This window comes from Sodalinema gerasimenkoae IPPAS B-353 (assembly GCF_009846485.1).
GTDB lineage: Bacteria > Cyanobacteriota > Cyanobacteriia > Cyanobacteriales > Geitlerinemataceae > Sodalinema > Sodalinema gerasimenkoae.
Window position 1 is genome coordinate 2,799,647 of record NZ_ML776472.1, and the last position, 14,977, is coordinate 2,814,623.

A 14,977-nucleotide genomic window follows, 5' to 3' on the forward strand; every position below is an offset into this window, starting at 1 on the left:
CTCCCTGTCCTGGGGTCTGGGCCTGTCCCTGACAGGCTTGCTGACGGCTCTAGCTCCAGTCCAGGCTGAGTTTGTACCTCCTGATCGTGGCACGCCGGGGCGTTTAGAAGGAGCTGGGACACGCTGGCAAGACCCGAGTCAAGGTGAATTTGACCCCCCTGATCAGCCTCTATTTGATACGGTTCGTGGCAGTTGCGCCACCAGTCCTGATGACAGAACCCCCGCCTTAACGCTTCTGGCTCCTTTAGACAGCTTGGGAATCACCCTAGAGGACTATCCCCGCTTTTTCGTCTATGTTCCCCCTTTACCCGAGGGCGCTCAATTAGAGTTTGCGGTGACTGAATGGGAACGTCTCCTGACGGATAGTGGGGAAGATATCCGCGATCGCCAAGTCTATTTAACCCAGGTGACACCGCCGAGGGATGGAGGGGTGATGGCCTTGGAACTGCCCCAGGTGGATGATGACGGGAACCCAGTCAGCCCCTTAACCGTGGGACAAAACTATACCTGGTTTGTGCGTATCCTTTGCGATGCCAATGCCCCCAACACCTTCGGTCCTGATATTTGGCGGGAAGCTTGGGTGCGACGTCTGGACCCCACCGATGAGTTTGCGAGCCAACTGGCTGAGGCTCCTCTGGCTGAGCAAGTGGGACTGTTGGCGGAAACCGGAGTTTGGTACGATGCCTTAGACCGTCTGGCCCAGTTGCGATCACAATCCGATGAGCTGGACTTAGAGCAGCGTTGGCAGGGACTCCTCGAATCCATTGGACTTGAAGACTTTGAAAACTTTTCCGAGGAGTAGGGGGGCAACCGCTCGGGGAACTCGTTGGCAGAGGGAGTGGAGTAGGGGGACAAGAGAAACTCAGCAGGTCTCAACTAAACTCTCCCCCATTAACCCTCAAGGCTCGACGAGAAACTGTTTCAAATGATACAAGACTCGTTCTTGTTGCTCCCGCTTGAGTTCCGGGAACATGGGCAGGGAGAGAACTTGACGGCAGACGGCCTCCGTCGCCGGGAAATCTCCCTCGCTGTAGCCTAAATGGCGATAGACCGGCTGAGAATGGAGGGGGGTTGGGTAGTAGACCATGGTGCCGACCCCCAACTCCTGGAGGCGCGATCGCAGGCGATCGCGATCGTGGGTCGCCCCTAGCCGCAAACTGTACTGATTCCAGACATGACCCGGAAGATCCGACGGGAGATGAAGATTCGGCAGAGGAGCGAGTAACTGATGATAGTAATCGGCCACCTGGCGACGTTGCTGATTCCAGGAGTCTAAATGGCCCAGCTTGACCCTTAAAATTGCCGCCTGCATGGCATCTAAGCGGCTGTTGATGCCAATTTCTTCATGGTAATAGCGGCGAGTTGCCCCATGTTCTTTGAGGACTCGCAGCCGTTGAGCCAGTTTGGGATCAGTCGTGGCGATCGCCCCTCCATCGCCAAAGGCCCCTAAATTCTTGGTGGGGAAAAAGCTAAAACAGCCCATGGCCCCAAAACTGCCCACCTGTCGTCCCTCCCAGGTGGCCCCAGTGGCTTGGGCGCAATCTTCAATGACCGGAATCCCATAGTCTTGGGCCAAGGCCATCAGCGTCGTCATATCCAGGGGACGACCGAACAAATGAACCGGTAGAATTGCCTTCGGTTTAGCCGGTCCCGAAGCCCGTAACAGCGCCGCCAGTTGGTCTAGATCGAGATTAAACGTCTCCGGGTCAATATCCACAAAGACCGGCGTTGCCCCAACGGCGCTAATCATCTCCACCGTAGCGATGAAGGTAAAGGGAGTCGTCACCACCTGATCGCCGGGGCCAATTTCCAGGGCCCGGAGGGCTAAAAACAGGGCATCAGTCCCCGAATTACAACTGACACAATGGTTCGTCCCCAGATACTCGGCAAACTCGCGCTCAAAGGTCATCACGCTCTCGCCGCCGATATAGCGCCCCGAGGCCATCACCTCCAGAACCGCTTGGTCTAACTCATGCTGTACGCTCTGATATTGCTGTGCTAAGTCCAGTAAAGGAATTGAGTTCACTCGCTCAGGCCCAAAAATCTCTCCCCCTAGCATACCGCCTCGCCGAATCCTCTTAACAACTTCCCCAGTCCCAGCCGTCGCTGCGGGTCTTGAGGGGACTGGGAGGGACTGCTGTACCCTGTTAAGTTAATGCCGTCCCTAGGGCAGATGACCTGGTGAGGTAGAGAAGTTGCCGATGTCCGATGTTGTTGATATGACCGACCTCCAGATTGCCCTTGTGCATGAATGGCTGACCCCGGAAGCCACCGGAGGCTCGGAATTGGTCGTGCGGGAGATCCTCAACCATGTTGACGCTGATGTGTTTGCCCTCGTGGATTTTGAGTCCTCGAATCCCGAGAGTTATCTCTACGGCCGTTCCATTGGCACGAGCTTTATTCAGCAGTTACCGCGATCGCGGGCCGGGGTACAAAAGTATTTACCCCTGCTTCCCCTGGCCATCGAGCAGTTGGATTTGGGGCAGTATGATGTGATTCTCTCCTCCTCCCACGCCGTCGCCAAGGGAGTGCTCACCCGTCCGCAGCAGCTCCATATCTGCTACTGTCATACGCCCATGCGTTACATTTGGGATTTAACCTTCGACTACCTGCGGGAGTCGCGGTTAGGGCGGGGACTTCCAGGACTGGTAACCCGTCTTTTGTTGCATCAACTGCGCCAATGGGATGTGCTCAGTGCCAATCGGGTGGATTATTTTATCGCCAACTCCCAGCATACTGCGCGTCGCATTTGGCGCTGTTACCGTCGCCGGGCCGAGGTGATTTACCCACCCGTAGCGGTAGAACGCTTCCCCTTTGAACCCCGCAAAGAGGAGTTCTATCTGACCGTGTCACGATTAGTCAGTTACAAAAAAATTGATGTCATCGTGCAAGCCTTTAATCAACTGGGGTATCCCTTAGTTGTGATTGGCAGTGGCCCGCAAGCCAGTCGTTTGCAGGCGATGGCCCAAAGCAACATCAAATTTCTCGGATCACAGCCCAATGAGGTTGTGGAACAGTATATGTCCCAAGCGAAGGCATTTGTCTATGCAGCCTGTGAAGATTTTGGCATTGCGCCCGTGGAAGCCCAAGCTTGTGGAACCCCCGTAATCGCCTACGGGGCCGGCGGGGCCCTAGAAACCGTGCGGGATATCCGTCAATGGGGCGAAATCGGGACAGGAGTCTTGTTTAAGCCGCAAACCGAAACAGCTCTGATAGAGGCGGTTAAAACCTTTGAGGAACTGCGATCGCGCTTTCAGCCGGAAGCCGCTCGATCACATTCGGTTCGATTTGCCCCTACAATCTTTGAACAGCGTTACCTATCCTATTTAGAACGCTGTTGTCGAGACTTTCAAACGGGTATCCCCAATGAAACCCATGTCCTCTCGGCCGATCCGTTCGACGTGGACTAAAGCCAGATGACGGATATGGCGTTACGATCTCGACTGTGTGTGTGTGTGGTGTGAATGGAAGGAGTACGATGACTGCCAATAGCCAACTGATCTCTGCAAAAGGACTGTGGGCGCTCGTCAAACGGGGAATTACCCCCCGTCTGGCAGACCTGCGCCCCCAAGGATTTACGGTAGCAGATGCCAATGGAGCGTTGGGAAAACGCCTCTTTGACATTCTGTTTTCTGCCTTGGTTCTGATTATCTTTTCTCCGGTGTATCTCCTCTTGGGATGCCTAATCCTCTTGAGTTCTCCGGGTCCGATTTTTTATGTTCAAGAACGAATTGGTAAAGACCGAAAACCATTTGGTTGCATTAAATTTAGAACCATGGTCTCCAATGCTGACCAAGTTCTCGAAGAACTCTTAGAAAGCTCTCCCCAAATTCGGGCGGAGTTTCAGGAGACCTTTAAACTCAAAAGCGATCCCAGAATCACCTGGATTGGTCGCTTTTTGCGGTTTACCAGCCTAGATGAGTTTCCCCAGTTTTGGAATGTCCTCCGAGGCGATATGAGTGTGGTCGGGCCCCGTCCGCTCATTCGGGAAGAGCTACCGAAATACGGGCGCTATATGGACAAAGTTCTGACTATTCGTCCGGGAATTACGGGATTATGGCAAGTATCCGGACGCAATGATATCCCCTATGAAAAGCGGGTGAAGATTGATGTGTATTACGTCAACTGCCGCAATGCTTGGATGGATTTTTGGATCGCCATCAAAACCATTGGCGTGATTATTTTTCCCAAGAATAACGGTGCTTACTAGGAGACCTCCTCATCATGAATCCGGTTCTAGTTACCCCTAGAACCCCAACATCATGGTGGCTCAATCTGGGTTGGGTTTTGCTGCGGTAACCCCAACCCCCTGACCCCGTCTGATGCAGAGTTTCAATCCAACTTAGGTTGGTGACGGCTCAAGGCGGGTTAGCTCGGGGACAGACTGGGAAAAGATGAGCTACAACGGATGAGGGAGTCTCCCCAAGATCTAGAGTTAAGGATTAGACAATTGTGACGGAACTGAAACGAGCATTAATTACCGGAATTACCGGACAGGACGGGTCTTATCTCACGGAACTGCTGTTAGAGAAAGGCTACGAGGTGCATGGGATCATTCGCCGCACCTCAACGTTCAATACCGATCGCATCGACCATGTGTACGTCGATCCCCATAGTGAGGGGGCGCGCTTGTTTCTCCATTATGGCGATCTCACCGATGGCACCACCTTACGGCGCATCCTAGAGGAGGTTCGCCCCAATGAAATTTATAACCTCGGGGCCCAGTCCCATGTCCGGGTGAGTTTCGACTCGCCGGAATATACGGTGGATACGGTGGCCATGGGAACCCTGCGCCTCCTCGAAGCCATCCGAGATTACCAACAACGCACGGGGGACGAGGTTCGCTTCTATCAAGCGGGATCGTCAGAAATGTTTGGGAAGGTGCAGGAAGTTCCTCAGAAGGAAACCACCCCTTTTTATCCCCGTAGCCCCTATTCTTGCGCTAAGGTGTACGCCCATTGGCAAACGGTGAACTATCGTGAGTCTTACGATTTGTTTGCTTGCAATGGCATTCTCTTTAACCATGAGTCGCCTCGACGGGGGGAAACCTTCGTAACTCGTAAAATTACCCGTGCGGTGGCCCGGATTGTGGGGGGAATGCAGAAAAAACTGTTTCTGGGGAATCTGGACTCGAAACGGGATTGGGGCTATGCCAAGGATTATGTGCGAGCCATGTGGCTGATGCTTCAGCAAGAGACCCCTGATGATTATGTCGTCGCCACCAATGAAACCCATTCCATTCGGGAGTTTCTGGATTTGGCTTTTGGCTATGTGGGACTCGATTGGCATGATTATGTGGAGTTCGATCCTCGCTATCTACGTCCGGCAGAAGTGGATTTACTGATTGGGGATTGTTCCAAGGCCCAAGACAAGCTCGGCTGGAGTCCCTCGGTGAGCTTTGGTGAGTTGGTGGCCTTGATGGTTGAAGCGGATTTAGCGGCGTTGGGATTGCCCTCGAAGCAGGCGAACGGCGAAAGCCCGAGCGATCGCGCCTTCATTCGTCAGGATGCGACGAATACGGTGGACTAGGCTAAGCTCGAAGGCGGCTGGGCAGGTGCTTGGCCGGCCCTCACTAGAGGGCTTTGAGAGTGACAGGCACTGAGATTGATAGGCACTGAGATTGACAGAGGAAGAGGTTATGGCGGGTTTATCGTTAGCAGACAAACGGATTGTAGTCACGGGTGGGGCCGGATTTCTCGGTCGTCAGGTGATTGCTCAGTTGTTGGCCGCTGGGGCGACGGAGGATAAAATTTCCGTGCCGCGATCGCGCGATCGCGATTTGCGACAACTGCAACACTGTCAGGAGGTCGTCCAGGATCAGGATATTATCATCCATCTGGCGGCTCATGTGGGGGGCATTGGCCTAAACCGGGAGAAACCGGCGGAGTTGTTCTACGACAACTTAATGATGGGCACTCAACTGATTCACGCCGCCTATGAGGCAGGAGTGGACAAGTTTGTCTGTGTGGGAACCATTTGCGCCTATCCCAAATTCACCCCAGTTCCCTTCCGGGAGGATGACCTCTGGAATGGCTATCCCGAAGAAACCAATGCTCCCTATGGGATTGCCAAGAAGGCCTTGTTGGTGCAACTGCAAGCCTATCGTCAGCAATATGACTTTAATGGGGTGTATTTACTTCCTGTCAACCTCTACGGCCCGGAAGATAACTTTAATCCCAGCAGTTCTCATGTGATTCCGGCCCTGATTCGCAAGGTGCATGAGGCCCAACAACGAGGGGAAACGAAACTTCCTGTTTGGGGGGATGGTTCGCCGACGCGGGAGTTCCTCTATTCGACGGATGCGGCCCGGGGAATTGTCATGGCTACCCAGGATTATAATGACCCAGACCCGGTTAACTTAGGAACCCATGAGGAAATTTCCATCCGCGATTTAGTTGAAACCATTTGCGAGTTGATGGAGTTTCAGGGGGAGATTGTCTGGGAAACCGATAAACCCAATGGCCAACCCCGTCGTTGTTTGGATACGGAACGGGCCAAAGAGCGGTTTGACTTTGTGGCTCAAACGAGCTTCCGGGAAGGATTACGACAAACCATCGCCTGGTATCGAGACCACGCCGACGAATCTTAAGGGGTGATGTTCAGGAGTCTCCCGGGGGGTCGAGGGAGTCAAATTCTACTTCCGGCTCTAAACTGGGTAGGCCCGAGTCGGAACCAGGCTCTGAGTTTGGTGAGCCGGGGTCGGGGCTAAGATCCAAGGGGGACTCCTCGGGGACGGGTTCGGGGGTGACGGGAAAGTCGCCGAAGGGGTTTTGCTGGGGGTTGCGATCGAGGGGGGAGTCCTGGCTGGGATTCACCCCCAGGGAGACGCGATCGCCCCCAATGGAGCGCAACAGATCTAACACCTGAATCACATTGTTGTACTGGGCCATGGGATGGCCAAAGACCACCACTAAGCCATCGGGATTCTCGGCTTGGTAGGCCCGCAGGCGATCGGGGAGTTCGTCCATTGTCACGGGGTCGCGATCGACAAAAATGCGGCCAATGGGATCGATACTGACTCGGAACATGTCCCGCATCTGTTGTTGACCGGTGGTCGCCTGGGGTAAACTTTGCTCGATCGCCTGCTGACGGGTCAATCCCACTGCCCCGAGGATGAAAAATGTCAAAATACAAAAGATGACATCCATCAAGGGCAGAATCTCAATATGGGCGTTGTCCTGAACAGCGTCGGTTTGTTTGAGTTTCATGTAGCAAAAGTCGGTCTAAATAGGACGAAAAATAGGGGAGGAGAAGGCAGTAGGCAGTAGGCAGTAGGCAGTAGGCAGTAGGCATGACCCACCCCTAACCCCTCCCAGGAGGGGATTTTTCCTAACTCAGAGTGTCGATTAGGCAATCTTCGATTGCTATAAAAGGGATGTTTGAGTTGGGGGGGTCTAGGAGTTGGGGTCAGGGTTGTCGTCTGAGGGGGTCTCTGGTGAGCCATCCTCATCGGCTTTCGAGGGGTCCGAGGCTGGGCGATCGGCGACGGCTGCGGGGTTTAATTCTAAATCAGGCTTGAGGGTCTGCTCTCTCCGGGCTATCTGCGTTTGGGGGTCTTGAGGCTGGCGTTGGCGTTGGGCCCAAAACTGGCGATAGCACAGTTCTAAGGCGTTGCCACTTTTACGAAAGACTTTGGCTTGGTTGACGACAAAGCCTTGAAAGAGGCGGTAGAAGCTGAGGCTAATAATAGCGACAATTAAGCCCGTGGCGGTGCTAATGAGGGATTCACCAATCCCCTGAGTCACCCCTTCCGTGGCGGTGGTGCCTAAATCCCCGATGCTGATGGAGCCGAGGGATTCGATTAAGCCTAAAACTGTTCCCAGTAAGCCGAGTAGGGGGGCGATCGCAATCACGCCCTCTAAAATTTTATCTCCCCGCCGCATATTGGCTAACTCTTCATCAGCGGAGGCTTCTAGGGCTAACTGAAACAACTCAGGTTCAGGGTTCTCAAGCTGAAGGGGGGCATAGAGAAAACGAGCAATGGGACTCGCTCGCCCCTGACGGGCCACTTCGGCGGCCAGGTCCCAATCTTGCTCGGCCGTCTCCAAAACACGATTGACTAAGGCTCGCTCTTTGGGGAGGACGCGGGCCCAAAACCACAACCGCTCAAAAATGGTGGCGATCGACAATACCGACAATACTAGCAGCGGGATCATGGCGATCCCGCCTTTCTCAAATAGTTCTAGGATATTCACCCGTTGTACTCCTGCGTTCTCACACTCTCAACACCATGGGGGGCCATGCTTAGTCCACCCCTCCGAATCTAGGCTAAACCGTCAGAGGGGCTTGCTCAGATTTTAGCCAATTTATCTTAAGCTCTGGTTCACGATCTAGAATTAGGGGGGCGTTTCCAAAAATCCTTGATGGTTTGGGTCAATCTCCGTAAGCAAATCCAGCCCTACTGGTCTCAATGGCAAGGGATTCTCATGGCCGGGCCTGGCGTTGCCGTCATTTTACTGCTTTTACGGGGGTTGGGTTTATTACAACCTCTAGAATGGGCCACCTATGATCGTTTCTTGCTGTTGCGCCCTGAGAGTCCCCGAGATGACCGCATTCTCATTGTCGGGGTGACGGAGGCGGATCTCGAACGCTGGGGATCACCGTTTGATGATGAGACCTTAGCAGGACTCTTGGAAATCGTAGAAGATGCCGACCCCCGGGCGATCGGTTTAGACTTTTACCGCAATCTTCCGGTTGAACCCGGACATGAGCGTCTTTCAGAGCTGTTTGAGGCCTCTAGCCGGATTATTGGCATTGAGAAACAAGTGCCAGACCAACAGGGGGGAAGGATTGGGCCCCCGCCGGTTTTAGCTCAGAAGGGCCAGGTGGGGGTTAATGATGTTCCGGTGGATGGGGATGGGCGACTGCGACGAGCGTTGTTGTTTTTAACGGATGATGAAGGCAATTCTCGCCCCAGTTTAGGGTTTCTTTTGGCTTGGATGTATTTACAGCAGGAGAGCCAGTTTGACCCAGAGGCCCAGATTCATCCCGAGTATTTGCAGTTGGGGCGGCAGGTATTTTATCCGTTTGAGGCCAATGATGGGGGCTATGTGCGGGCGGATGCCGGGGGCTATCAGATTTTGCTGAATTTCCGGGGGGGACCGGGGTCGTTTGAGATGGTTTCTCTGGCGGAGGTGCTGGATGGAGAGGTCAGTCCTGAACGCATCCGCGATCGCGTGGTTTTGATTGGTCCGCTGGCCCCGAGTCTCAATGATTTTTTCTACACTCCCTATAGTCAGAACCTCTGGGGGGGCTTGCTGGAGGGTCCTGAACGCATGAGTGGGGTGGAGTTTCAGGCCCATCTCACCAGTCAGGTGATTAGTGCGGCCCTGGACGATCGCCCCTTAATCCGAGTCTGGCCGTCCCTTTGGGAGGCGGTTTGGATTGTGGCCTGGACTTCGGCGGCGGCGATCGTCTATTGGCAGCTGCGTCAGCGTCGTGGGGGGCTGTTGGTGCTGTTGGGGGGCTTGGTGTTACTGGGTTTGCTGGGCTATTGGGCGTTTTTGTGGGGTTGGTGGATTCCGGTGACGGTTCCCATGTTGGGACTGGGGGGTGGGGCGATCGTGATGACCAACTATGTGGCTCGGTTGGAACGGGAGGACCGACAGTTGATGATGCACTTGTTTGGTCGTCATGTCACCTCAACGGTGGCGGAGGAAATTTGGCGACAACGCCATGAATTGTTACGGGAGGGGCGTTTACCGGGGCGACGGGCCACGGCCACGGTGTTATTTACGGATATTAAGAATTTCAGTACTCTGGCGGAACAGATTGACGCGGAACCGCTGATGGCTTGGCTGAATGAGTATATGGAGAGTATGGCGGAGGTGGTGTTACACCATGAGGGCGCCATTGATAAGTTTATTGGTGACTCGGTGATGGCGGTGTTTGGGGTGCCGCTGTTACGGGAGGAGGAGCAGGAGATTGCCAGGGATGCGATCGCGGCGGTACGCTGTGCCTTGGATATGGCGGAGAAGCTCCAGCAGTTAAATGTAGGTTGGCAGGAACAGGGGCAGCCGATTATTGCTATGCGGGTGGGAATTGCCACGGGCCCGGTGGTGGTGGGCAGTTTGGGAAGTTCTCAGCGGGAGGATTACACGATTATTGGCGATAGTGTAAATGTGGCGGCTCGCTTGGAGAGTTTTGATAAGTCGGTGGAGGGGGGACTCTGCCGGATTTTGATTAGTGAGTCCACCTACCGCTATGTTCAGGGGCAGTTTCCGGTGGAACTTCTGGGTAATGTGTTGCTCAAGGGGCGACAAAAGCCAGCGAAGATTTACCAGGTGCGTTCTGAGCCGGCGGTGTCAGAGGAGGACTAGACAACAAACAACCGACCGCCGTGAGTGGCGATCGGTCAGTTTTGAGAATACCCCCAGGGGAATTGCTTAGGGGCAGCGGAGGCACTTTCCCTCCACAGGATCCGGAGATCTCGATGGGGGCGTATTCGTTGTCGGCGTGAGTTTGTTAACTCAACACCTTTACTAGCCTAGCCCCAAGTTTTGCAAATGTCAAGGGGTGGGTGGATTTTTTTTTGGGGTCCAGAGTGAGCGCCAGATGCTCCTAGGGAGGAGAGGCTGGGGGATGGCAACAGGTGGAGAACCCGCCGTTTCTGGGCGGAAACTCACCAATTTCAGCCGGTTCGGCTCAATACCAGGTTTCAAACCTTCGTGCCAGGCTGTAGGGGCGAACCCTTGTGGCACTGGTGTCAAGTTAAGGGGTGAGACCAGACCTGACGGGAGATAGCATCTTTCTTTCGTTGGCGCTTACGCCTAGCTTTAACCAGTCCGAAGGACTGGGCATATTGAACCAGAAAAGGAATGAGTTCATCATCCTCAACACGGCCCTGTTCCCGGGCGCGACTGAAAAAGTAAAGACTGCGGAAAACCATTTCCTGAGAAATGCGGTCAATGGGTTCATGTAAAGCCTCAGAGACCTGGGAACAGACGTCGGTAAGCACCGCATAGAAAATCCAGGTGGCATAAATCTGGATTTCAATGCCATTGGAGCCACCGACCCAGAGGTAAGCCAAACCTAACAAGCGTTTGGTCACGAGAAAGGCCTCCTCAATGCGCCAGCGTTGGCGATAAAGCTCGCTAACGTAGCGGGCGGACAAGACCTCGGGGTCAGTGACATTGGTCAAATAGCGGTAGATGGTTCCCTCCCAAGAGACGGACACCAGACGCACGGGATGGTGACAAGGATTAGAGCGGTATTGCCCTAAATCTATCAGTTCGTCACGAACGTAACGGTTTTGACCGAGTACCTTGAGATTCTTGTAAGCGGTTTTCTCCCGCAAGCGAGTCACAAAGAACTTGCCCGAATCGCTAAAGGCATCAAACCAAGGAAACTTAAAGAATCCCAGGTCAAACACCATTAAACCGCCCTTTGGCAGACGTTCGAGCAATGAGTCAGTCCAAAGCTTATCATTGGATTGGGCTTCAGGACTGTACCAGGCCGCCTGGGGGCGATGGTTGAAGGCATCGACCATCATCATCATCTTGCCGGCCAAGGGGGAGGTGGCTTTTTTGCCGCGATGACGATGCAGTTTCTTTTTTAAGGCTTCGAGGGTTGACCCGTCAGCTAGCCAAATGGCTGGGAACTTAGACCGCACCGGTCTCCAGAATGGCGAGACTTCCCCGGGCGCTGAGGATTGGTTCAAGCGCTCAATGACCTGCTCGAGCAAACTGGCAAACAGATGGGCCGGCAGGCTTTGTAATCTTTGGGATAGAGCCTGTTTACTGATGCGTTGAGCTTTCACCCAAAACAGTCCCTCCTGTTCTAGGGTTCGCAGCACTTCACTTAGCCCTGTCATTTGCCGGTAAACTAGGCTCAGGACAATCGCTGTCATCACCGGCAGGGTTAGAGTTCGCTCTCGTAACCGTCGTCCTTTGTTGCTTACGCTTTTGAGGGAGGCAAACGTTCCCGGACTTAACATCTCGAACAAGCGCTGCTCAATCGTCCGATTCACTGGTCCGGGCACTGAGCGATGTCGTCTGAAGTCCGGGTTTCCCGGTTTGTGATAGGTCTTCTTAGGCATCTTTTGTCCTGGCTAGCTAGTCCTTAGCCTATAAGCATTTTTCCCTTGGTCTCGGGTTGTTTACACTTTCTTGACTTTTCCACGATTTCCTTAACTTGACACCAGTGACCCTTGTGGTCGCCCTCCCCCAGCGTCAATGTATAGCAAGCTCATCGCAAATTGGTATGAAAAAAAATTCAACTCGCCGTTAGGCGAGAACCCAAAGGGCAAGAGGGGAAAAGAACAAAGGGCTAAGAAAGAGTTCTGGATACCGCGCACGCAACCCGCAGCCCGTAGCCGGAGTTGAAGCCAGTCAGGTCGGGCGTAAACCAGTTGCGGATGGCAGAGCGACAGTTCCTCGGATAGAGGTCCCAGGAGCCGCCACGCAGAACCCTATCAGTTTCCGTACGGTTTTCATCGAACCAGGGACTGCCATCATTTGGTGCTCCGTTGTAATTGCTATGCCAATCGTCTGCGCACCACTCCCAAACGTTGCCGTGCATATCGTAGAGTCCAAATCCGTTTGCTGGAAAGCTGCCAACATCTGTAGTTTTCTCTCGATTTTCTCCTGTGAGTCCCTCGGCATAAGTCCTACTGGCATCGTAATTCGCCAAATCGCTGCTCAGGGTGTCACCAAAGTAAAAGGGGGTTGTCGTCCCCGCACGACAGGCATATTCCCATTCCGCTTCGCTTGGGAGTCGGTAGTCTCGCCCGCTATATTGCGAGAGTCGCCGGCAAAATTCCACCGCGTCGTCCCACGATACCCGCTCCACTGGACGGTTCGCGCCTTTGAAGCTCGACGGGTCTGGCTCTAAGGCACGTTCTACCTGGGGCATTGCCGCTACCGCTCGCCACTGAGCCTGGGTCACCGGATATTTCCCCATGTAAAATGGGCACATCTCCACCTCGTGCTGGGGCTTTTCGTCATCCTCATGTTCCGGTTCATCATCGGAAGATCCCATCATGAACTGACCCCCCGGAACGAAGACCATTTCTAAACCTGTGCCGTCACCCAACGCTTCAATAAACTGTTGCGCTGACCCACGACGACGCTCGATTTGCCAACCACCAGCCTGCACCTGGCAAATCTGTGCCGTCTCGAACTCAGAAGATTGAAGCTCTAGCTGTTGAATTTTCGAATTTATATCATTATATTGATTGTATAGAGTATTAAGGACTTTTTCTTGTCGCTTATATTCAACGTTATCCCTTATGGTATTAAGTTGTGCTTGTGCGATCGCAATCTCTTCATCGAGAGTGCTTAAGCGTTGTCGTAATTCTTGAAGTTTCTGACTCATCCTCTGTAAACCTGGGTCGAATACCAGAAACCGGGTGTCTTCAAGACACCCGGTTTCTCTGCCGTTGATTGGGTTTAAAAGGGTCAGGGTTGGGGTGGCATTTCATAGCCAAAACAATTGGGGTCCACATCGGTCAAATTGATGTCCGCTAGACCATATTCCGCCCAACGGCGATCGACCATGGCCGCCGTATCTTCATCGGACTCCAGCGGTTCCCCCCAATCGTGATCCGTTTCCGGCGGCATCTTCGTCGTCGCATCAATGCCCATGCGTCCCCCTAAACCAATCTTCTCACTGGCGAAATCCAGACTATCAAAGGGGGTATTCGGCAGAATAAACACATCCCGAACCGGATCAACCTTTGACGTTATCGCCCACACCACCTGGCGAGGGTCGCGAATGTTAATCTCCTTATCCACCACAATCACAAACTTGGTATAGGTGAACTGAGGTAAGGCACTCCAAAAGGCTAACGCCGCCCGTCGTGCTTGCCCTGGATAGGCTTTATCAATGGAGATAATCGCCGCCTTGTAACTCAAGGCCTCCATCGGTAGGAAAAAGTCCTTAATTTCCGAGACTTGTTGCCGCAAAATGGGGGTGTAAATGCGGTTGAGGGCGATCGCCATCATCGCTTCTTCTTTAGGAGGACGACCGCTAAAGGTGGTTAGATAAATGGGGTCTTTGCGATGGGTCATACAATGGAACCGCACCAGGGGCGAATCCTCCACGCCACCGTAATAGCCCATGTGGTCGCCAAAGGGGCCATCGGGGAGTTCTTCACCAGGGGTAATCGTCCCCTCTAGGACTATCTCCGACTGGGCCGGAACTTCCAAATCCACGGTTTTACATTTTGCCAGGGAGACGCCAGACCCCCCATATAGCCCGGCAAAGAGCCATTCCGATAAATCCACCGGAATCGGAGTCGCCGCCGCCAGAATAATCAACGGATCAACCCCAAGGGCGATCGCCACCTCCAATTTCTTACCCCGTTCCGCCGCCTTGCGTAGATGACGAGCGCCACCCCGCACTGACAACCAATGCACCGTCATCGTCGTTGGGGATTGAAGTTGCAGACGATACACTCCCACATTGGGCGTTCCCGTCTCGCAATCTTTGGTAATCACCAGGCCCAAGGTGATAATTTTACCCGCATCCCCGGAATAGGGACGAATCATGGGGATACTATTGAGATCTAACTCGTCTCCCTCAATCACCACTTCCTGACAGGGGGGAAAGAAATTACGGCCCGGCTTGGCCTTGACCACATCAAACAGCAATTTGCCAAAATCCACCGCCTGAGAAATCTTCTTCGGGGGTTTCGGCTGTTGCAACATCCCCAATTTCTGCCCCAACTCCTCCAACTCCTGGGGCTTTTCCATATTCATGGCCCAACATACCCGCTGTTCGGTTCCCAACAGGTTGATGGCCACAGGGAATTTCGCCCCTTTGACATTCTCAAACAGCAAGGCGGGGCCACCTGCTTGTAAGAGGCGATTAGAAATCTCGGCAATTTCTAAATCCGAGTCGACGAGGCTGCTGATGCGTCGTAATTGTCCTCGTTGTTCGAGTTGCTGGATGAATCCCCGTAAATCTCGTGCCATGGTCGATGGTTGCTCAGGCTGGTTATTTCCCTCTATTTTAGGGGTCTGGGCAACGCTGTGCT

At 53.7% G+C, this 14,977-nt stretch carries 12 protein-coding genes; 6 read left to right on the plus strand and 6 right to left on the minus strand.

The features are described 5' to 3' along the window. Nucleotides 1-37 precede the first annotated feature (37 nt). Nucleotides 38-802 (plus strand): DUF928 domain-containing protein, encoded by a 765-nt coding sequence (locus tag L855_RS12235; RefSeq protein ID WP_159788397.1) that lies wholly within the window; start codon nt 38-40, stop codon nt 800-802. A 96-nt stretch (nt 803-898) separates the two neighbouring features. On the opposite strand, the gene L855_RS12240 is transcribed toward L855_RS12235, so the two are convergent. Continuing rightward, complete coding sequence (locus tag L855_RS12240; RefSeq protein WP_219729912.1) at nt 899-2,026, minus strand: DegT/DnrJ/EryC1/StrS family aminotransferase; 1,128 nt, start codon at nt 2,024-2,026, stop codon at nt 899-901. Nucleotides 2,027-2,201: 175 nt separating this feature from the next. Between L855_RS12240 and L855_RS12245 the strand changes: the two genes are divergently transcribed. From L855_RS12245 to L855_RS12260, 4 genes are all read left to right on the plus strand, one after another. Continuing rightward, complete coding sequence (locus tag L855_RS12245; RefSeq protein WP_246198842.1) at nt 2,202-3,410, plus strand: glycosyltransferase; 1,209 nt, start codon at nt 2,202-2,204, stop codon at nt 3,408-3,410. A 68-nt stretch (nt 3,411-3,478) separates the two neighbouring features. Then, a complete protein-coding gene (locus tag L855_RS12250) occupies nt 3,479-4,210 on the plus strand; it encodes an undecaprenyl-phosphate galactose phosphotransferase family protein (RefSeq protein ID WP_159788401.1) in 732 nt (243 codons plus the stop codon). Between the two features lie 242 nt (nt 4,211-4,452). Beyond that, nucleotides 4,453-5,529 carry a GDP-mannose 4,6-dehydratase gene (gmd, locus tag L855_RS12255; protein WP_159788403.1) on the plus strand — a complete coding sequence of 359 codons (1,077 nt, stop codon included), beginning with the start codon at nt 4,453-4,455 and terminating at the stop codon, nt 5,527-5,529. 109 nt (nt 5,530-5,638) lie between these two features. Then, a complete protein-coding gene (locus tag L855_RS12260) occupies nt 5,639-6,589 on the plus strand; it encodes a GDP-L-fucose synthase family protein (RefSeq protein WP_159788405.1) in 951 nt (316 codons plus the stop codon). 10 nt (nt 6,590-6,599) lie between these two features. Here the strand turns inward: L855_RS12260 and L855_RS12265 are convergent, their stop codons facing one another. Both L855_RS12265 and L855_RS12270 read right to left on the minus strand, forming a co-directional pair. Then, the gene (locus L855_RS12265; RefSeq protein ID WP_159788407.1) at nt 6,600-7,208 is read right to left on the minus strand and encodes an ExbD/TolR family protein; all 609 of its coding nucleotides are present in this window, start codon (nt 7,206-7,208) and stop codon (nt 6,600-6,602) included. A gap of 186 nt (nt 7,209-7,394) precedes the next feature. Next, nucleotides 7,395-8,195: a MotA/TolQ/ExbB proton channel family protein gene (locus tag L855_RS12270; protein ID WP_159788409.1), complete on the minus strand. Its 801-nt coding sequence runs from the start codon at nt 8,193-8,195 to the stop codon at nt 7,395-7,397. 168 nt (nt 8,196-8,363) lie between these two features. Here L855_RS12270 and L855_RS12275 point away from each other — a divergent pair, with 168 nt between their 5' ends. Then, complete coding sequence (locus L855_RS12275; protein WP_159788411.1) at nt 8,364-10,319, plus strand: CHASE2 domain-containing protein; 1,956 nt, start codon at nt 8,364-8,366, stop codon at nt 10,317-10,319. 386 nt (nt 10,320-10,705) lie between these two features. Here L855_RS12275 and L855_RS12280 read toward each other — a convergent pair whose 3' ends face one another. The 3 genes from L855_RS12280 to L855_RS12290 form a co-directional block, all read right to left on the minus strand. Continuing rightward, nucleotides 10,706-12,037 (minus strand): IS4 family transposase, encoded by a 1,332-nt coding sequence (locus L855_RS12280; RefSeq protein ID WP_159784407.1) that lies wholly within the window; start codon nt 12,035-12,037, stop codon nt 10,706-10,708. A gap of 230 nt (nt 12,038-12,267) precedes the next feature. Further along, entirely contained in the window at nt 12,268-13,314 is a 1,047-nt protein-coding gene (locus L855_RS12285; protein WP_159788413.1) for an SUMF1/EgtB/PvdO family nonheme iron enzyme, read from the minus strand. Nucleotides 13,315-13,397: 83 nt separating this feature from the next. Next, complete coding sequence (locus L855_RS12290) at nt 13,398-14,915, minus strand: UbiD family decarboxylase (protein WP_159788415.1); 1,518 nt, start codon at nt 14,913-14,915, stop codon at nt 13,398-13,400. Nucleotides 14,916-14,977 lie beyond the last annotated feature (62 nt).